Annotated in this window: 16 protein-coding genes and 1 pseudogene; 12 read left to right on the forward strand and 5 right to left on the reverse strand. The window is 61.1% G+C overall.

What is annotated here, in order from left to right; all coding sequences use genetic code 11:
• Positions 1–126 precede the first annotated feature (126 nt).
• The 3 genes from ACMGE0_RS14180 to ACMGE0_RS14190 form a co-directional block, all read right to left on the reverse strand.
• Positions 127–1122, reverse strand: a complete 996-nt coding sequence (locus tag ACMGE0_RS14180; RefSeq protein WP_436816511.1) for a FecR family protein — start codon at positions 1120–1122, stop codon at positions 127–129.
• Positions 1123–1187: 65 nt separating this feature from the next.
• Complete coding sequence (locus ACMGE0_RS14185; protein ID WP_436816512.1) at positions 1188–1937, reverse strand: RNA polymerase sigma factor; 750 nt, start codon at positions 1935–1937, stop codon at positions 1188–1190.
• Positions 1938–2408: 471 nt separating this feature from the next.
• Positions 2409–3290, reverse strand: a complete 882-nt coding sequence (locus ACMGE0_RS14190) for a LysR substrate-binding domain-containing protein (protein WP_436816513.1) — start codon at positions 3288–3290, stop codon at positions 2409–2411.
• Between the two features lie 129 nt (positions 3291–3419).
• Between ACMGE0_RS14190 and ACMGE0_RS14195 the strand changes: the two genes are divergently transcribed.
• From ACMGE0_RS14195 to ACMGE0_RS14225, 7 genes and pseudogenes are all read left to right on the forward strand, one after another.
• Positions 3420–5027: an ABC transporter substrate-binding protein gene (locus tag ACMGE0_RS14195; protein ID WP_436816514.1), complete on the forward strand. Its 1608-nt coding sequence runs from the start codon at positions 3420–3422 to the stop codon at positions 5025–5027.
• 67 nt (positions 5028–5094) lie between these two features.
• On the forward strand, positions 5095–6498 hold the full coding sequence (locus ACMGE0_RS14200) for a class-II fumarase/aspartase family protein (RefSeq protein ID WP_436816515.1): 1404 nt from the start codon (positions 5095–5097) through the stop codon (positions 6496–6498).
• Positions 6498–7481 carry an ABC transporter permease gene (locus ACMGE0_RS14205; RefSeq protein WP_436816516.1) on the forward strand — a complete coding sequence of 328 codons (984 nt, stop codon included), beginning with the start codon at positions 6498–6500 and terminating at the stop codon, positions 7479–7481. The genes ACMGE0_RS14200 and ACMGE0_RS14205 overlap by 1 nt, the downstream gene beginning before the upstream one ends.
• Positions 7478–8689, forward strand: coding sequence for an ABC transporter permease (locus ACMGE0_RS14210; protein WP_436816517.1), 1212 nt, complete (start codon positions 7478–7480; stop codon positions 8687–8689). The genes ACMGE0_RS14205 and ACMGE0_RS14210 overlap by 4 nt, the downstream gene beginning before the upstream one ends.
• Before the next feature lie 14 nt (positions 8690–8703).
• On the forward strand, positions 8704–9672 hold the full coding sequence (locus ACMGE0_RS14215) for an ABC transporter ATP-binding protein (RefSeq protein WP_436816518.1): 969 nt from the start codon (positions 8704–8706) through the stop codon (positions 9670–9672).
• Positions 9673–9675: 3 nt separating this feature from the next.
• On the forward strand, positions 9676–10686 hold the full coding sequence (locus ACMGE0_RS14220) for an ABC transporter ATP-binding protein (protein ID WP_436816519.1): 1011 nt from the start codon (positions 9676–9678) through the stop codon (positions 10684–10686).
• 35 nt (positions 10687–10721) lie between these two features.
• Positions 10722–11214 (forward strand): annotated as a pseudogene (locus tag ACMGE0_RS14225) (tripartite tricarboxylate transporter permease).
• Here ACMGE0_RS14225 and ACMGE0_RS14230 read toward each other — a convergent pair.
• Positions 11170–11436, reverse strand: a complete 267-nt coding sequence (locus ACMGE0_RS14230; protein WP_436816520.1) for a transposase family protein — start codon at positions 11434–11436, stop codon at positions 11170–11172. The pseudogene ACMGE0_RS14225 and the gene ACMGE0_RS14230 overlap by 45 nt on opposite strands.
• Positions 11437–11618: 182 nt before the next feature.
• Positions 11619–12779 (reverse strand): ROK family transcriptional regulator, encoded by a 1161-nt coding sequence (locus ACMGE0_RS14235; RefSeq protein WP_436816521.1) that lies wholly within the window; start codon positions 12777–12779, stop codon positions 11619–11621.
• 185 nt (positions 12780–12964) lie between these two features.
• On the opposite strand from ACMGE0_RS14235, the gene ACMGE0_RS14240 reads away from it, so the two are divergent.
• The 5 genes from ACMGE0_RS14240 to ACMGE0_RS14260 all read left to right on the forward strand — a co-directional run bounded on the left by ACMGE0_RS14240 (position 12965) and on the right by ACMGE0_RS14260 (position 18119).
• A complete protein-coding gene (locus ACMGE0_RS14240) occupies positions 12965–14275 on the forward strand; it encodes an extracellular solute-binding protein (RefSeq protein ID WP_436816522.1) in 1311 nt (436 codons plus the stop codon).
• Between the two features lie 71 nt (positions 14276–14346).
• Positions 14347–15237 carry a carbohydrate ABC transporter permease gene (locus ACMGE0_RS14245; RefSeq protein WP_436816523.1) on the forward strand — a complete coding sequence of 297 codons (891 nt, stop codon included), beginning with the start codon at positions 14347–14349 and terminating at the stop codon, positions 15235–15237.
• Between the two features lie 3 nt (positions 15238–15240).
• Positions 15241–16158: an ABC transporter permease subunit gene (locus ACMGE0_RS14250; protein ID WP_436816524.1), complete on the forward strand. Its 918-nt coding sequence runs from the start codon at positions 15241–15243 to the stop codon at positions 16156–16158.
• A gap of 3 nt (positions 16159–16161) precedes the next feature.
• The gene (locus ACMGE0_RS14255) at positions 16162–17292 is read left to right on the forward strand and encodes an ABC transporter ATP-binding protein (RefSeq protein ID WP_436816525.1); all 1131 of its coding nucleotides are present in this window, start codon (positions 16162–16164) and stop codon (positions 17290–17292) included.
• Complete coding sequence (locus ACMGE0_RS14260; protein ID WP_436816526.1) at positions 17289–18119, forward strand: glycerophosphodiester phosphodiesterase family protein; 831 nt, start codon at positions 17289–17291, stop codon at positions 18117–18119. The genes ACMGE0_RS14255 and ACMGE0_RS14260 overlap by 4 nt, the downstream gene beginning before the upstream one ends.
• The last annotated feature ends 5 nt before the right edge of the window (positions 18120–18124 follow it).

Raw genomic sequence — 18124 nt, forward strand, 5'->3', positions numbered from 1 at the left:
TGCCCTGCTATTTAGGTCCCCGACGAAGGCGGCATGCATTGCTGCCTTCTCATCCTCCTTATCGAGCGGGTGACGGCTCTACCCTCACGCTCACTAAAGAAAATATTAAGGAGATTTTCAGGGGTCTCAGTCGCGGACCACGGTCAGCTTTCCGAAGCCGTTCAACTGGAACCCGACCGACGCCTGGACGGCTTTAAGCGCCTGATCCGTATCGCCAAGGGGAATGTTGCCACTGACGCGGCGCTCGGCCAGTGATGAGCCTAGAATTACGATACGGCCATCGCGATAGCGTTCTATCTGCGCGAGCACATCAGCAAGGCGGGCATTGTTGAATATGAACCTACCCTCATGCCAGGCCATTTCGTCTTCGACCGCAATCGGCTGAGCCGCGGCGATACCGTTCACGTCATAGTCGACGGTTTCGCCCGGTTTGATGACGAGGTTCTGCGCTTGCTCGACCGCGCGGACCTCGACGCTGCCGGCTGCCAAGGTAACGGTAACCTTACCGTTTTGCCGCATGGCGACGTCGAATTGCGTACCGAGAACCCGTATCTCACCATTTTCAGTCTGAACGATGAACGTCTCTTCATTGCGGGCCACGTCGAAGAACGCGGTACCGCGCAAGAGCCTGACCCGCCTCTGCCCCGCAGACATGTCCACATCCATTGCGGTGTCTGCGTCCATTAGGATACGCGAGCCGTCTTCGAGGCGGATATCTCGCCGCTCTCCGCGTGCGGAGACAAAATCCGCGCTCAAGTCCTGAAGAAAATTCGGCCGTTCAAGCCATAGCCAACAGCCGGCTACCAGCAGCGCCAGGCAGCTGGCGGCAACGGGGCCAGTCGCACTCCTCTTTTTCGAGGCCCGGAGGCGCTGTATCTTCTGCAGCGGCTCCGCAAGGTCGTCATCGGTACCGTTCGAGGCCATGTGGATGGAAGGTGCAAGCCCGTGCCACAACGCGCCTACTTCGTTGAATGCGGCGAGATTTTGAGGCGAAGCCTCCAGCCATGCCCTGAAGTCAAGACGATCGGTTGCGGAAGGTTTCCCATTCATGCGGGTGAACCAAGCAATGGCTTCCTTTTCGATCACGAGCGGATCACGCTGATCTGGATGGTTCTCTGTCATGGGAATCGCTCATGCACCGCATGGTTCACTATCACATCTTGCACGAGAGCGCGCGAGACCCTCAATCAAGGTTGATCCTGCTGTGCGGTCCTGCAGGCGAGTATCGCCTTTGCAATATCGCGTTCGACTGTGCTGTATGAAAGATCGAGCGCGATTGCGATTTCGTCGTAGGTACAACTGTGCAAACGATTGAGCAGGAAGACCTTTCGTGTCCGTTCTGGCAATTCCGCTATTGCAGTCTCTATCCTGTTAAGGCGTTCGCGCGCCGCCACGATCTGGTCCGGCAGCACGACGGGGGGCATATACTGATCTTCGGTGATTGATCCTAGGAGCCTCATCCTGCGCTGCTCGGCGCGAAGATGGCTGATCGAAGCATAGCGGGTTGCCTGAGACAGATAGGATGGCGAGAGGATGAACTGCTCCTTCGCGCGAGACCACAAAGCCGCAAAGACATCCTGTACGACATCTGCCGCATAGGCACTTCCAACCTTGCTGCGAGCAAGACGTTCCAGGCGCCGCTGCTCGGAAACATAGAGTGCTTCGATCTGATCGTGGACTGTCAAAGCCGCCCCTTGCCGCATTAACTTGACTGTTATTATCCACTTAATTTGGTTTTGGGTCTCGCGCAACCGTTTCATGCGATTGCTAGAATAAAAGAATATCAGGGTTGTTGATGCTTGCTGCGCCGTGAGTGTCGGTTGAGATCCGGAACCTTGCGGCTGCGGTCTGTTTCCGTCTTTCGCTTCTCGGTCCTCTCCGTCATCGTGTGAAGAATGAGCACCCCAAAAGGTTCGTTCGGGCTTGACCGTGATCACGTTGGGAGCGGCAACCTCCTTGTCTCCTCCAAATTCCGAGGCGACGTAGGGGATAATTTGGACGCTCTGCCGGGACCGGATCGGGAGGGGCTCACCGCGCCGAAGACTTCGGAGACGGCGCGTCGTGTAGTCCTTTACCGGCCGAAAGGGTGTGACGATCCCGGCGGAAGAGGGAATAGGTATCGGCCTCATGGGCTACGACCGTGCGCTGAAGCGTCCCATGATCTTCTTGCCATCATCGACGGAAGGGCCGATGTCGCTGCCGAACAAGCGCTCCCCGCTCTTAGTGATCCTCCCCTCCCGACGACCAATGTCGCCGAACTCATTCCTGCCCTCGATCGTGATCGTCCATCGCACCGCCACCACTTCCTCTCCGAACAAAGGGATGATGATGGACTGCTCAGGCCTAACAGCTCGTTTTCGGCCTCAGCCAGGTTGCCGGTCTCCTAGCTCTATCGATTTGCATCGACCTTACATCGCCTGCGTGAGCCAGTTTCGAAAGACCCTGAAGCTTTGAGATCTCAGCTTGGTTTCCGAAAAAAGGAACGCATAGTGCTCGCGCACCATGTGGTCGGGGAAAAGGGCGATCAACTGGCCCTCCGCCAGTTCCTGTATCACCAGTTTCTCACGGACGATGGCAATGCCCAGCCCTTCGACGGCGGCGGTCAGTTCGAGGCCGGAGCTTTCGAGGTCGATGAAGCGGGTCGCGGCGAATATCCGGGATGTTCGCGGCCCAAGCCAAAGCTCCCAGTTGCGGGTGAATTCCGCCGATCTCAGCAGCACGTGCCTTTCGAGATCGTCGGGCGTTTCGAGCGGCGCGGCGCGGCGAAGGTAGGATGGGCTGCAGACCGGAGTGAGATCGGCTGGAGCCAGCACCTCGCAGATGAACCCCCTTCGATGGCTTTCGGCGCCGACATAGATCATGCCGTCCAGCCCTTCCATATCCTGGTTGCCGGTCACGAATTTCACGACGATGTCCGGGCGCCTTGCATAAAGGCTGCCGAGCGCCGGCATGATGCATTTCTGCAGGAAAACACGCGGGCTACCGATGACGAGCGGCCGGCGTTCGATGTCGATGGCAAGATCGCTGGTGACGGCACGGATTTCCGCGAGCGAGGCATGGATCTTCGCCCAGTAGACTTCGCCGGCCGGTGTCAGCGCGATCTTGCGATGCAGGCGCTCGAACAGGTCGCAGCCGAGGAAAGCCTCGAGATTCCGGACCTGCCGGCTGACGGCGCCGGGTGTCAGGCAAAGCTCGTCGGCTGCCTTGGCGATGCTCGCGTGCCGGCCGACCGCTTCGAAAACCGGAAGCGAGGTCATGGGCGGCAGATCGCGCCCGCGTTTTCCTGTCATGATATCCTCCCCGAACCTTGGTAACATTCGATTGCAAAAATCTCAATCGAATGCAGAAAAATTCGATTTTTCCCCACGCATATCGCCGTTACCTTCCGCGCCAACATGGACCTGATTGGGAGGAGGATCATGAAACATTCAACATCGGCATTCCTGGGCTTGGCGCTTGCGGGTGCAACGGCACTCACAACCGTTCCGGCTTCGGCGGAACAGCTGCGCGTCGGGCTTGCGGCACTGGCGACATCGGTCGATCCGCATTTCCACCGCGCCGGATACAATTTCGATCTGCGCGAAAACATTTCCGATGCGTTGGTCTATGCCAACGGGGTCAACGGCAATGTCGAGCCGCGGCTGGCGAAATCCTGGGAAATCCAGGGCGGCACCAAATGGGTGATCTCGCTTGAATCGAAGGCGAAGTTCGACAGCGGCAACGCGCTCGGGGCCGATGACGTGATTTATTCGCTCTGCCGGGTACGCAACGTGCCGAACAGCCCGGGCCTGTACAGCACGTTCATCTCGACCATAAAAGGCATCAAGGATGCCGGCGACGGCAAGATCGAGATCGAGACCAAGAAGCCGGATCCAAACCTTCTGCGCAATCTCAGCTATATCGGTATCGTCGAGAACCCGACCGGCCGCGTGCTGGCCTATGACGAGAAGACCTGCGGCAACGACAACTGGCTGTCGACGGCCGATTTCAACAGCGGCAAGACGTCCGCCGGCATCGGCCATTTCCGGGTCAAGAAGTTCACGCCCGACGTCGAGATCGAGCTGGAGCGCAACCCGCAATATTACGGCACGCCGGCCGGCTACGATTCCGTGCTGGTCAAGTCGCTGCCGGACAACAGTGCACGGATCGCGGCACTGCTGGGCGGTTCGGTGGATGTCATCAACGCGGTGCCGATCAACAGCGTCGATAGCATACAGTCGTCCAACAAGTATCATCTCGCCTCCATGCCCTCGACGCTGCTGATCTTCCTTTTGCCCGATCAGGGCCAGGAAAAGACGCCGAAGGTCTCCGGCACGGACGGCAAGAACCCGTTCCTCGATCCGCGCGTCCGCAAGGCCCTCAACCTCGCCATCAACCGCGACCAGATCGCCGAGACGGTGATGGGCGGCATGGCGCAGCCGGCCAGCCAGATCGTCGTCGACGGTGTCTTCGGCCACGATCCGAACCTGCAGCCCTATCCCTACGATCCGGCGCAGGCAAAGCGGCTGCTGGCAGAGGCCGGCTATCCGAACGGTTTTTCGCTGACGCTGAACGCGCCGAGCGACCGCTACGTCAATGGGGCGCAGGTGGCGCAGGCGGTGACCGCGATGCTTTCGCAGATCGGGCTGAACGTGACGCTGGAGACGTTTCCCTTCAGTATCTACTTCACCAAGGCGAGCGCCTACGAATTCAGCCTCTATCTCGCCGGTGCGGCTGCCGATACGGGTGAAGGGCTCAGCCAGATGATCAACCTCGCCGGCACCCGCAATGCCGAGAAGGGCTGGGGCGGCGCCAATCGCGGCCGCTATTCCAGCAAGGTCACCGACAAGGCGCTGGAAGACGCCCAGTCGACGCTGGACGACGGCAAGCGCGAGGAACTGCTGCGCTCGGCCGTCGCGCAGGTCTACCAGGACGACGGTTATGTGCCGCTCTATCACGAGTTCGGTGTCTGGGGTGTCCGCAACGGCGTGCATTACGACGCCAACGCCAACCTGACCAATATCTTCTATACCGCCAAACCCGAGTGAGGGGGTGTCGGCGGGGCCGGCAATCCCGGGCCGGCCCCTTCGGTAATTTCACGAAAGCAAGAACGAGATGGGTACAGAATTCAACGACGCCCTGACGTCGCAATACGACTATCGCGGGCTGCGGGACGCGCTTTCGCCACCCGCTATGTACCAGGCCTTTCTCGATGTCGAGAGGGCCGTGGCGCTCGCGCAGGGCGAGCTGCGGATCATCCCGGCCGCTTCGGCGCAGGTAATAGCCGACCACTGCCGTCACGACCTTCTCGACATGCAGCGGCTCGACGAGGGCTACGGGACGACCCGCCATCCGCTGATGCCGCTGATCAACGAACTCGTGCGTCTCTGCGGACCCGAGCACGGCGGTTACGTGCATTGGGGCATCACGACGCAGAACATCATCCAGACGGGGCTGTTGCTGCTGTGCAAGCGCGCCCAGGCGGTCTTCGACGGGTTCCTTGCCGATATCCTGCGCCATCTCGGCCGCCATGCCCGCACCCATGCCCATACGATCATGGCCGGGCGGACGCACTACCGGCATGCGGTGCCGATCACCTTCGGCTTCAAGGTCGCGGTGTGGATCGACGAATTCCTGCAGGCGATGGACCGATTGAAGGAAGCCGAGGCGCGTGCCTTCGCGGTCATGACGGGCGGCGCGGTCGGCTGCTTTTCGGCGCTCGGCCGGCAGGGTCCGGCGCTGCAGTCGCGGGTGGCGGAACTGCTCGGGATGGGCGAGATGGCCATTCCCTCGCGCGCGATCCGTACGCCGATGTGCGAATACGTCAATGCGCTGACGCTTACCGCATCGGTCTGTCACAAGATCGCCGAGGAACTCTACCAGAGTTCGGCGGAGGAATATGGCGAACTGAACGAGGGGCGCGTCGAGGGCTCCATCGGCTCTTCCACCATGCCGCAGAAGATCAATCCGATCCTGTGCTACGGCATCATCGCGAACAGCGGCAAGCTCTATTCCTGTGCCGGCATGCTGATGGCGACCGCCTACCGCCCGTTTGAATCCGACGGAAGCGCCAACCAGATGTTCGAGGACGGACTGGCGGAAGTGATCGCCGCCATGTCCGAGATCCTCGTGCGGACCGAACTTCTGGTGCGCGACCTCCATGTCGACACGGCGCGGATGCGGGCCAATCTCGACCTGTCGCACGGGGCGATCTTCGGGGAGTTCGCGATGATGCAGCTTGGCGGCACGCTCGGCAAGCACAAGGGGCACGAACTCGTGCATGAGGCCGCCATCGCTGCGGCAAGCGGCAGGGCGCCCTTTCTCGAGGAGCTGGCGCAATTGCCGGGCGGCGAGGCGATCCGCACCGCGATCGAGGACCGGTTGGAAGCTGGCAGCACCGGCGGCATCTGTGCCGAATATGCGCTGCATTTCGGGTCGCTGGTCGAGGATGTCAGCGCCGGCACAATCCCGAGTGTCGAGCAGCGCAGGATCAACGTCAGCCTGAAGGGCGACCGCTGATGCTGTCCTTCGTGGTTCAACGCCTGGTGCAGAGCCTGATCGTGGTGGTGATCCTGTCGATAGTGCTCTTCATCGGCGTGTGGCTGATCGGCAACCCGGTAGATATCCTGATCTCGTCGGAGGCCTCGGAGGCCGACCGGCAGGCGGCGATCATCGCGCTCGGCCTCGACAGGCCGCTCTGGGAACAATACCTGGTGTTCGTCGGCAATGCGGTCCAGGGCGACTGGGGCTCCTCCTTCGTCTACAAGGAGCAGGTCGTCGACGTCTTGCTCCAGCGGTTGCCGGCCAGCCTGGAACTCGGCTTTGTCGCCTTTGTTCTCGCCGTCGGCATTTCGGTGCCTGCCGGCCTTTATGCCGGGCTGCAGCCGGAATCGCTGTTCGGGCGCGGCATCATGGCGTTTTCGCTAATCGGCGTCAGCATCCCGACCTTCTGGCAGGGCATGTTGCTGATCGTCGCCTTCGGCATCGCCCTGCCGATCCTGCCGGTCGGCGACCGCGGGCAGCTTGCGACCCATTTCGGCATCACCTCCAGCCTCTGGACCCTCGATGGCTGGTCGCACATCGTCATGCCGGCCTTCAGTCTGGCGCTCTTGAAGATGTCGCTGCTGATGCGGGTGACGCGTGCCGCGACGCTGGAGATCTGCCGGCTCGATTTCGTCAAGTTCGCCTACGCCAAGGGCGTGAAAAGCCGCCGGGTCGTGATCGGCCATATCCTTCGCAATGCGCTGGTGCCGCTGGTGACCGTCACCGGTATCGAACTCGGCAACCTGCTGGCCTATGGCGTGATCACCGAGACGGTGTTCTCCTGGCCGGGACTCGGCAAGCTGCTGATCAACTCGATCAAGGTGCTCGACCGGCCTATGATCGTCGCGCAGCTTACTTACACGGCGCTTTTGTTCATCGCCATCAACTTCATCGTCGACATCCTGCACATGGTCATCGACCCGCGGGTCAAATCCGTTCTGGGGCGGCGTGCCGCATGAGCGTCGCGAGCTTCAAGGATTATTCCAAGCGCTTTGCCGAAAGCCCCGCGGCCGTCGTCAGCCTGGCGGTGAGCATCGTGTTCGTGTTCTGTGCCGTCTCCGCGCCGCTGCTGGCGCCGACGGATCCCTATGACCTGACCCAGCTCCAGCTCTCCGACGCGCTGAAGCCAACCGGTTCGAAGCGGATGCTGCCGGGCGAGGAGGCGCGCGCCAATATTCGCGTCGCGGCCGCGCAGGCGACCGTTCAGCCGGCGTCGCCGTCCAAGACGCAGCTTTCGTTCACGGCCGCGCCCTGCGGGGAGAACTGTCTGAGCGTCGGCATCGAGCCTGCGGATGCGAAGCTCGCCAGCCTACAAATCCGCAACCTGCCGCAGGGTGCGACCATCGAAGGCGCAAAGAAGCACCCGATCCAGCCGTGGTGGACGATCGACAATCCGCAGCACAGTGTGGCGAAGATCACGTCTTCCAACCCGCTGCCGGCGAGCTTCACCCTTCTCGCCATCGCCAAGTCGCTGGACCAGGAAACGGATTTCGTCTTTCTGTTCGGCACCGACAATTTCGGCCGCGACATGCTGTCGGCCATCCTCTACGGCATCCGCATCAGCGTCTTCGTCGGACTGGTCGCCGCCGGTGTCGCGATGGTTATCGGCACGCTGCTCGGGCTTCTTTCGGCCTGGCGGGGAGGGGTGACGGATGCGATCATCATGCGCGCCGTGGATTTCATGCTCGGCCTGCCGGCGCTGCTGGTCGGGCTGGCGATCCTCGCCATCCTCGGCAACGGCGTCAGCAAGGTCGTGCTCGCCATCATCATCGTGCAATGGTCCTATTACGCCCGCACGGCGCGGTCTTTTGCCTTGAGCGAACTCGGCAAGGAGTATGTCGAGGCGGCACGCTGTCTGCGGCTTTCCCCGGCGCGTATCATGTTGCGGCATGTGCTGCCGAACTGCATGCCGCAGATCATCGTGCTGTTCACGCTCAACATCGCTGCGGCGATCTCGCTCGAATCCTCGCTCAGCTTCCTCGGCGTCGGCCTGCCGCTGACCCGGCCTTCGCTCGGCATGCTGATCGCCAGCGGCTATGAGTTCATCTTTTCCCACAAGTACTGGATCAGCATTTATCCGGGCGTCGTACTGCTGGTGATGATCGTCGCGATGAACCTGCTCGGCGATCGGCTGCGCGATCTCAACAATCCGCGGCTGGATCGCTAGGGGAGGGCCGAGCCATGACCGAAACCTTCTTCCAGGTCGAAGGCCTCAATACCTGGTTCTTCACCCGCAAGGGCGTCATCAAGTCCGTGCGCGACATATCCTTCGACGTCGCCAAGGGCGAGGTGCTCGGCATCGTCGGCGAATCAGGCTCCGGCAAGTCGGTGACCGGCATGTCGATCATGGGCCAGATCGATGAGCCTGGCCGCATCGTTTCCGGTTCGATCCGGCTCAGCGGCGAGGAACTGACCGCGCTCGATTTCGAGGAGATGCGCCGTTATCGCGGCCGGCGCATCGCCATGGTCTTCCAGAACCCGCTGATGACGCTCAATCCACTGATGCGGGTGCGCGACCAGATGTACGAGGCGATCAGTTCGCACGAAAATGTGTCGCGCATCGAAATGCACGACCGCTGCATCGAGGCACTGAAGGCAGTCGGTATTCCGTCTCCCGAGGAAAGGCTCAATGCCTATCCGCACGAGATGTCGGGCGGCATGCGCCAGCGCGTGGTGATCGCAATCGCCCTCCTGCTCGGGCCGGACCTGATCATCGCCGACGAGCCGACCACCGCACTCGACGTGACGATCCAGGCGCAGATCATCTACCAGATCCGCCGCCAGATCGACGAGCGCGGTCTCGGCATGATCTGGATCACCCATGATCTCTCGACGCTATCCGAACTCGCGGACCGGATCATGGTCATGTATGCGGGCGCGATGATGGAGATCGGCACGACGGAGGAGATCATCGGCGGCGCGCGGCATCCCTATACGCGAAAACTGCTCGACTCAGTTCCGTCCCGCAATGCGCCGGGCGAAAAGCTGAAGCAGATCCCGGGCAATATGCCCTCGCTGCTGGCGCTTGGGGAGGGCTGTCCCTTTGCCAGCCGTTGCGAACGGATGACGGACATGTGCCGCCAGCCGGTGCCGGCGACACAACTCACCGAAACGCATCGCATATGGTGCTGCCATCCATTCGAGGATTGAACCATGAGCGAGATGATCTTCGAAGCCAAAGACCTGTCGCGCAGCTTCACGGTGACGCGCGGACCGCTGCAGCGGTTCGCCGACCGGCTTGCGAATGCGCGCCGGTCGGCGGTGCTGAAGGCGGTGGACCAGGTGTCGCTGACGCTGCGGGAAGGCGAGACGCTCGGCGTGGTTGGGGAATCCGGCTGCGGGAAATCGACACTGGCGCGGATGATCGCCGGCATCCTGCCGGTCTCGTCCGGCGAGCGGCAGTTCCGCGGGGAAGCCTATGACAGTTTCCTCGCCCGCAAGCGGGATGCGCTGAAGATCCAGATGGTGTTCCAGGATCCGCTCTCCTCCCTCAACCCGCGCCTCAGGGTCGGCGAAATCGTCGGTGAGGCGGCGGTGCTGCATGGCGTCGTGCCGCGCTCGAAGATGAAGGATTATGTCGTGGAAATCCTGGCGCGTGTCGGCCTGCCGGCCGACAGCATCGGGCGCTATCCGCATCAGTTTTCCGGCGGCCAGCGCCAGCGTGTCGGCATCGCGCGGGCGCTGGCGGTCAAGCCGCAGATGCTGATCTGCGATGAGGCGGTTGCCGCGCTCGACGTGTCGGTGCAGGCGCAGATCATCAACCTCCTGATGGACATTAAGCGCGACAGCGGGCTGGCGATGATCTTCATCAGCCACGACCTCGGCGTCATCCGCCACCTCTGCGACCGGGTGGCCGTCATGTATCTCGGACGCGTGGTGGAGCTGGCGAGAACGTCCGAGCTTTTCGATGCGCCGGCCCATCCCTATACGCGGATGCTGCTGGACGGCATGCCGAAGATCTCGATGCAGCGCCGGAAATTCATGCCGATACAGGGCGAGATTCCGTCGCCGCTCAATCCGCCCTCCGGTTGCCATTTCCATCCGCGCTGTCCGATTGCGACCGATCACTGCCGCCGGATCAGGCCAGAGCTTCGGTCGATCGTTCCCGGGCACGTGCATGCCTGCCTGAACGTCGAGCCGCGCCTTGAAGAGACCGAAGCATAACGACCGCGCCATCGGCCCACAGCATCGGCGCTCTGATGATCCAGGGCATACAGCCAGGCCCGAACGTGATATCGGAACAGCCGGCGCTGTTCTGGGGGCTCATCGTCTCCATGTGGATCGGTAATGCGATGCTCGTCCTGCCCAACCTCCCCTGGTCGGACTTTGGTGAGGCTCCTGGCATTTCCCCATCATCTGCTTTTCCCGGCGATCGTCGTCATCACCTGCATCGGCGTGTTCAGCTTCTCCAATTCGATGTTCGATGCGTGGGTGCTGATCGTCTTCGGAGCCCCGGGCTATTGCTGTGCCAAATTGCGATGCGGGCCTGCGCCGATGCTGTTTGGTTTCATCCCGGGGCCGATGATGGAGGAGCATCTTCGCCGTGCGCTGCTACTGTCACGCGGCAACGCGACGGTATTGATCGAGCGGCCGATCAGCGCGACCATGTTGCTCATCGCCGCTCTGTTGCTGATCGCTCCAGCTCTTTCAATCGTGCGCAGGAGACGACAGGTGATATTTGCTGAGAGTTAGCCGGACCTTGTGCCTGTGTTTCGGGCTTCGCCTCGGCTCGTAATGCAATTTTGGGCAACGGTCCGCGACGGTCGGCGCGGGCATTCGGTTCAGTGTGAGATTGACTTTCACAGCACGCTCCTGAACTGGCAGGTCTTGGAGACTGCGGTTGTGCCAGGCGTGCCAATAACGGCTTTGCGTTCCGCAATCCGGGCAATTTCGATTGGTTTCGCAGCGGTGCAAACAATCCAGCTTTCTTCATCTTGAAGGCGATATCCAGAACTTTGACACCTGGGCCGGGTGATTATTTTGTCTACATCACCGTAAGCAGCGACGCGTCCGCAAATGTCCTGTTAACCACACAAAGCGAGGAAGCACCGGGTTGGTCGAAACGTTCATCTGTCTCCAGTGATTGCCAAAGCAGGTCAATAGAACGTCCGGCGGAAGGGCATGATCGCGGCGCCCATCGCCGGGGCGTCGCTCGAAATCTCGGAAATGATCAGTTTCGGACTGGCGCGATGTATTCCATAGCGGGGGCGGTCAAAAATCTGCGTCCGATCGATCAGAATTTGCGCCAGTTCCGCAGGGATTTGACCGCCAAATACGATAGCCTGCGGATCAATGGTGGCGCGGATCGCATTGACGAGACGGTTATAGGCTGGCGTCACCTCTTCCACCCATTCGAAAACTCCCGGCCACTTCTGGTCGAAATGGCGGCGCATGTAGTGGATCGAAGGAACATTGACGCCGTTGCGGTTCAGCCGATTTATGAGATATTGCAGGGCCGGTCGCCTTTCCGTTTCCACGGCGTCGAACATTCCTGAGAATTCACCGGCATTACCATTGCCACCGTGCATGAGTTCGCCGTCGCTGATGACGCCGCCGCCGAAGCCATAGTTGAAGCTCAGATATGCAAAGTGTCGGATGAAACGACCGGCGCCAAACATGGATTCGGCGATCGCACCGGCCTTCCCCCCGTTGATCACCCAGGCCGGCCTGTCGAACAGGCTTGCGACGATCGGGCCTAGTTCAATCAGGGACCATTCGTGCAAGGGGAGCGGCGCGTTGTGTCGCGTTCCGTCGACATGGTAACCGGCGATCGCAAAACCCACCCCAAAAAAGCTTTCACTGGATAGATCGTTCTGCGTCTGCAGATCGGCTACCTTTGCCTTCACGCGCTGCAGAGCCTGAGCCATGGTCAGCTCGCGCAGGGGAACCTCGTTTTCGCCAAGCAGATTGCCTGCAAAATCCATCAGGCAGATTCCGATCACGTCCGTATTGACCGATATGCCGCAGGCATAGGCATGACTGCCGCTCAGCCGCAACATCGGGCTTGGCTGCCCTCGCCCAAGGCCAGGCTTTGCCGAGCCAAAAAGAATGATGCCGCGCTCGGCCAGATGGTCAAGGATGCGGTGCACGGACTGCTGCGTGAGATCAATATGCCCGGTGATTTCCGAGCGCGATATGCCGGGATTTCGCCAGATCAGCTGCAAAATCCTCCGTTCATTGGCGGAGACCACCGTGTCTTCGTCGGGGCGAAGAAAGCGTTTCGGTATCAGGGCCTCTGGCGAATAGGCGTCCGTCACTGCTCAAACCTTACCATGTAAAGTGTAATAAATTCACCCATGCCCCATGGATAATCCACGACTACAAGCGAAAACCTGTGATTTCAAGCCACCCGGTTTGTCACTCAATTGTTACACACAAAGTGTAACAAAGGCGCGCTACGGCTCGAGATCGAAGCCGGCCGGTTTAAAATCACGCGAGGGCAATGATGAACAGGTTCACTCTGGCGGCCGCAGCCGCCTTCATGGCAGGCGCAGGTTCCGCGCAGGCAGCCAATTTCGAATTCTGGTACGGCAACACGGGCAATGTCGAAGTGGCCATCAAGGCACAGTGCGAGGCCTTCAACGCCGCACAGAGCCAGCACACGGTCACGTGCGTCGGACAGGGTAGCTATGAAGTCGCGATGCAGAAGGCGATCGCTGCTTATCGCGCCAAGAACCACCCTGTTCTCATCCAGTTCTTCGACGCCGGCACGCTCGACCTGATGCTGTCGGACGCCGTCGAGCCAGTCCAGGACCTGATGCCCGACGTGAAGTGGGGCAACTATATTGCCGGCGCGCGTGCTTACTACGAAACCTCGGGCGGCAAGCTGTTTGCCCAGCCCTACAATTCCTCGACACTGCTGTTCTACACCAACAAGACCGAGCTCGAAAAAGCCGGCGTGATGCAGACGCCGACGACCTGGGAAGAGATCATCGAAGCCGCCCGCAAGCTGAAGGCGGCCGGCCATGCCTGCCCCTTCGTCACCGATGGCGATACCTGGCGTGTGCTCGAGCAGTTCTCCGCCCGCCACGGCCTGCCGATCGCGACCAGGCACAATGGCTATGACGGCCTCGACGCCGAATACGTCATAAACACCACATTTGCCGCGAAGCATCTCGCCAATCTGGTCGATTGGCGCAAGGAAGGCCTCGTCCGACTTGCGGTCGACACCAAGGCCGGCAACTACACTGCCGCCTTCAATGCCGGAGAATGCGCGATGATGGAACAGTCTTCCGGTTCCTATGCGGCCGCTGCCAAGGCTTTCGAAGGCAAGTACGAACTGACGGTCAACATGGCGCCGATGTACAAGGGTTATGATCGCCACAACACCTTTGTTGGCGGTGCTTCTATCTACGTCATGAAGGGTCACAGCAAGGACGAGATCGAAGCGGCCAAAACCTTCCTGGACTTCCTGCGCCGCCCCGAGCAGCAGATGTTCTTCACCGCCGCCACCGGTTACGTCCCGGTCACGACCGACGTTATTGAGGCCATCGCCAAGAGCAACGAGGCGAATTCGCCGAAATATGCGACGGCCAAGGTCGGCGTCGAATCCATGAACCAGCCGGCGACGCCCGATACCCGCGGCATCCGTCTCGGCTTTTACGTGCAGTTTCGCGAAGTCTTCATGGAAGAAACCCAGAAGGCTTTTGCCGGCCAGCAGACCATGCAGGCAGCGCTCGACAACACCAAGAAGCGCGGCGACCAGCTGCTGCGCCGCTTCGAGCAGACCTACAAGGACAAGAAGCTCCCCTGATCCGGCACAGGAATCAAAGGCATCGGGCGGCAAACCGCCCTGTGCCGATTTCCTCTGTAGAGGCCTTCTCCATGTCTTCGGAATCCTCCTTGTACAGCCACCGCTGGCTGCCGCTTCTCCTGGTGGCGCCGCTCATGTCACTGATCGTCCTGTTCTTCTACGTACCGGTCTTCCAGGCCTTTTACTGGTCTTTCTTCCTGGAACAGCCCTTCGGCGGCGGCTCGCAATTCGTCGGCCTCCAGAATTTCGAGCGCGTGCTTTCCGATCCGGAATTCTGGATGTCCGGCTGGCGCACCATCGTCTTCATGATGACGGCATCGTCGTTGGCGGTCGTGGTGCCGCTGATGCTCGCGGTCGCCGCCGATCGCAAGATCCGCATGTCCCTTCCGGCGCGGAACATCCTGGTCTGGCCAAAGGGCGTTGCCGGCGCCTCGATCGGGGTGGTCTTCGCCTTCATCTTCAATCCGTTCGTCGGCATCATGGCTCCACTGAACGCGATGTTCCCCGGCCGTTGGAATCCCGGTATCGATGGGACCGACGCCTTTATCACGCTTGTCGCGGCGCATGTCTGGAGTGGCATTCCGTTCAATTTCGTCATTCTGCTCGCCGGCCTGCGCTCCATTCCGCACACCATGTATCAGGCGGCGGCGATGGACGGGGCCGGGCCCTGGCGGCGCATCTTCGACGTACAGCTGCCGCTGATCCTGCCGCAGCTCTTTCTGACCTTCGTGCTGGAATTCACCGAGAGCATCACATCGGTCTTCGCGCTGATCGACACGATCACCGAGGGCGGTCCTGGCGGCTCCACGACGTTGCTGGTCTACAAGATCTTTGTCGATGGGTTCAGCGGTTACGATCTGTCTGGCGCCTCCACGCAGACAGCACTCCTCATGATCTTCGTCCTCCTTCTCGCAGCCTGCCAGTTCGTCTTCGTCGGCCGGCGCATCAACTACGAGCGCTGAGCCATGGTCGAGAATGCACGCTCCATCAATACCGTCGCCAACATCCTGCTGCTCATCGGCGTCGTCTACATTGTCGGGCCACTCTATTTGACTTTAGCCACCGCGTCGCAGTCCTATGAATTCATGCTGCGCAACGGGCTCGCCTGGTATCCCGGCGACCAACTGCTCGCCAACATGGGCAAGGTGATCATCGAGACGCGCATTCCCATCCAGATGCTCAACAGCATGATTGTGGCCTTTTCCAACGCGCTCGCCACCTGCGCGCTATCCTTCCTGTCGGCCTATGCGATCGTCTATTTCCGCATCCGCTGGGCCGGCGTAATCTTCGCCTTGATCCTGGCGACGATCATGCTGCCGCTCGATATTCGGGTGATCACCACCTACCAGGTCGCCTCCAACATCTTCTCGCCGCTCAACGCGGTCCTGGAGGCCACCGGCTTCAATGACGCGATCGCAGACCTGTTTGGCGCACCGGTCCATCTCGAACTCAGCGTCCTCAACACCCATTTCGGCCTCATCGCGCCGCTCGTGGCGCATGGCACAGGCACGTTCCTGTTCCGGCAATTCTTCCTGACGTTGCCCAAGGACCTGTTCAAGGCGGCGCGCATGGACGGGGCGGGACCGATCCGCTTCCTCTTCGATATCCTGCTGCCGCTTGCCCGCACCAGTGTCGCCTCGCTCTTTGTCCTCACCTTCCTGAGCGGCTGGACGCAATATCTCTGGCCGCTGGTGGGAGCTTCTACGCCTGACATGCAGACCGCCGTCGTCGGCCTTGCCCGCCTCGTGCCGGATGCAGATGGCCAGGTGCCCGATTTTCCGATGATCATGGCCGGTGCCGTGCTCGTCTCCCTCGTTCCCCTCACGATGATCGCACTCTTGCAGCGTTATCTCGTCCGGGGCCTCGTTCTTTCGGAGAAGTGACCAATGACCGCCATCGACACCGCCATTCGCGCCGCCGCGGCCGATATCGAGCTCATGGGCGTCACCAAGGCCTATGACGTCAGAACCGTCGTCATTCCGCCGCTCGATGTGGCGCTTCGCCCCGGCGAGTTCACCGTCGTGCTCGGCCCGTCCGGCTGCGGCAAGTCCACGCTTCTGCAGATGATCGCCGGCCTCGAAAGGGTCAGCGGCGGCAAGATCGTCATCGGTGGCCGCGAAGTGCAGGATCTCGAACCGAAGCATCGTGGCTGTGCCATGGTGTTTCAGAACTACGCGCTTTATCCGCACATGACCGTGGCGGAAAACATGGCTTACAGCCTGAAGGTCGCTGGCGTATCCAAAACCGAACGTGCGGAGCGTGTTGCTGACGTGGCAAGGATGCTCGGGCTTGCCGACTTCCTCGCCCGCAAGCCGGGACAACTGTCCGGCGGTCAGCGACAGCGCGTCGCGATCGGCCGCGCCATCATTCGCGAGCCGGGCGTGCTGCTGTTCGACGAGCCGCTCTCCAATCTCGATGCACAGCTTCGTCACGACATGCGTGTCGAACTCGCTGACCTGCATCGCCGCATAGGCGCCACCAGTGTATTCGTCACCCATGACCAGGTGGAGGCGATGACGCTCGCCGATCGTATCCTCATCCTCAACAAGGGGCGCATCGAACAGTTCGACACGCCGAAGGCGATCTATCACCGCCCGGCATCCGTGTTTGTCGCAAAGTTCATCGGCGCGCCGCCCATGAATGTCCTGACAGTGACCGGTGATGGCTCGGCGCTGCGGCTGGCCGACGGGCAGGTGGTTGGGAACTACGAGGGTAAAGGCAGCTTCCAGCTCGGCATTCGCCCCGAGGATATCACTGTCAATGCCGGCGGTGCGATCAAGGCGGCCATTCGCTATCGTGAGGATCTCGGCTCTCATGAAATCCTCGAAGCGGATGTCGCCGGCCAGCAGCTCCGCATCTCTACGCCTTTCGGTGCCGAGATCGATGCGGCAGCGACGCTGTCGCTGTCCTTCCCGCAGGCGCGTCTGCACCTGTTCGACGGCGAGACGGGCCGCGCCATTCCCAATGCCTTCCATAATGCCGACGCCGTTCGTCGATCCGTGAAAGAATACCAGTGAACTACAGAGAATTTGTCGCCGACCCGGACCGCGACTGCGCCGTCGCCGCGCATCGCGGCATCTGGCGGGATGCGCCGGAAAACAGCCTTCTCGCCATCGAGCGAGCCATTGACGCCGGTTGCGAGGTGGTAGAAATCGATATCCGCCGCAGCGCCGACGGCGGGCTGTTCCTGCTGCATGACGAGACGCTGGAGCGCATGACGGGTCTGGAGGCGGCGCTGGAAAACCTGTCGTCGCAGCAGCTTTCCGGGCGTCTTCTGCGCAACCGAGATGGCGGAAAGCACAATTCCTTCACCGCGGAAAGGCTTCCACGCCTTGCCGAAGTGTTCGAGCTGACGCGGGGCCGCATCTTCCTGCATCTCGATGTCAAGGAAAGGGCCGTCATCGCCGACGTCATCACCTGCGTCAAGGCCATGGGTGTCGAAAGCGAGGTGGATTTCTGGGCTTCGCTGAAGAGTGCATGGGACCTCGCCTGGATCCGCGAGACGATCCAACCGCACGACGTTCTCTTCATGGCCAAGACCCGGCTCAACGTGCCGAGCGCCGCGACCCAGGTCGCGCTCCTGTCGGAACTCGCGCCTTCGGTCTGCGAGATCTATTTCGAACGGCTGCAAGATTTGGCTGTCCTCGACGGCTCATTGCGCCGAAACGGCATGGCCCTTTGGGTCAACACGCTCGATTCCGTCGCCTGCGCCGGCTTCACCGATACGGCCGCGCTTGCCAGCCCCGACGCTGTCTGGGGGCGCCTGATCGATGCCGGCGTCTCCGTCATCCAGACCGACGAGGCGGCGGCGCTCAAATCCTATCTTGCGGCCCGCCGCGGCTAATCTCT

This window comes from Neorhizobium descurainiae (assembly GCF_051400715.1).
Classification (GTDB): domain Bacteria; phylum Pseudomonadota; class Alphaproteobacteria; order Rhizobiales; family Rhizobiaceae; genus Neorhizobium.

Coding starts and splice junctions, on each gene's coding strand:
- ACMGE0_RS14195 (WP_436816514.1), top strand. CDS start 3,420: ATGAAACATTCAACATCGGCATTCCTGGGCTTGGCGCTTGCGGGTGCA.
- ACMGE0_RS14210 (WP_436816517.1), top strand. CDS start 7,478: ATGAGCGTCGCGAGCTTCAAGGATTATTCCAAGCGCTTTGCCGAAAGC.
- ACMGE0_RS14245 (WP_436816523.1), top strand. CDS start 14,347: ATGTCTTCGGAATCCTCCTTGTACAGCCACCGCTGGCTGCCGCTTCTC.
- ACMGE0_RS14240 (WP_436816522.1), top strand. CDS start 12,965: ATGATGAACAGGTTCACTCTGGCGGCCGCAGCCGCCTTCATGGCAGGC.
- ACMGE0_RS14255 (WP_436816525.1), top strand. CDS start 16,162: ATGACCGCCATCGACACCGCCATTCGCGCCGCCGCGGCCGATATCGAG.
- ACMGE0_RS14200 (WP_436816515.1), top strand. CDS start 5,095: ATGGGTACAGAATTCAACGACGCCCTGACGTCGCAATACGACTATCGC.
- ACMGE0_RS14190 (WP_436816513.1), bottom strand. CDS start 3,290: ATGACAGGAAAACGCGGGCGCGATCTGCCGCCCATGACCTCGCTTCCG.
- ACMGE0_RS14205 (WP_436816516.1), top strand. CDS start 6,498: ATGCTGTCCTTCGTGGTTCAACGCCTGGTGCAGAGCCTGATCGTGGTG.
- ACMGE0_RS14180 (WP_436816511.1), bottom strand. CDS start 1,122: ATGACAGAGAACCATCCAGATCAGCGTGATCCGCTCGTGATCGAAAAG.
- ACMGE0_RS14215 (WP_436816518.1), top strand. CDS start 8,704: ATGACCGAAACCTTCTTCCAGGTCGAAGGCCTCAATACCTGGTTCTTC.
- ACMGE0_RS14250 (WP_436816524.1), top strand. CDS start 15,241: ATGGTCGAGAATGCACGCTCCATCAATACCGTCGCCAACATCCTGCTG.
- ACMGE0_RS14220 (WP_436816519.1), top strand. CDS start 9,676: ATGAGCGAGATGATCTTCGAAGCCAAAGACCTGTCGCGCAGCTTCACG.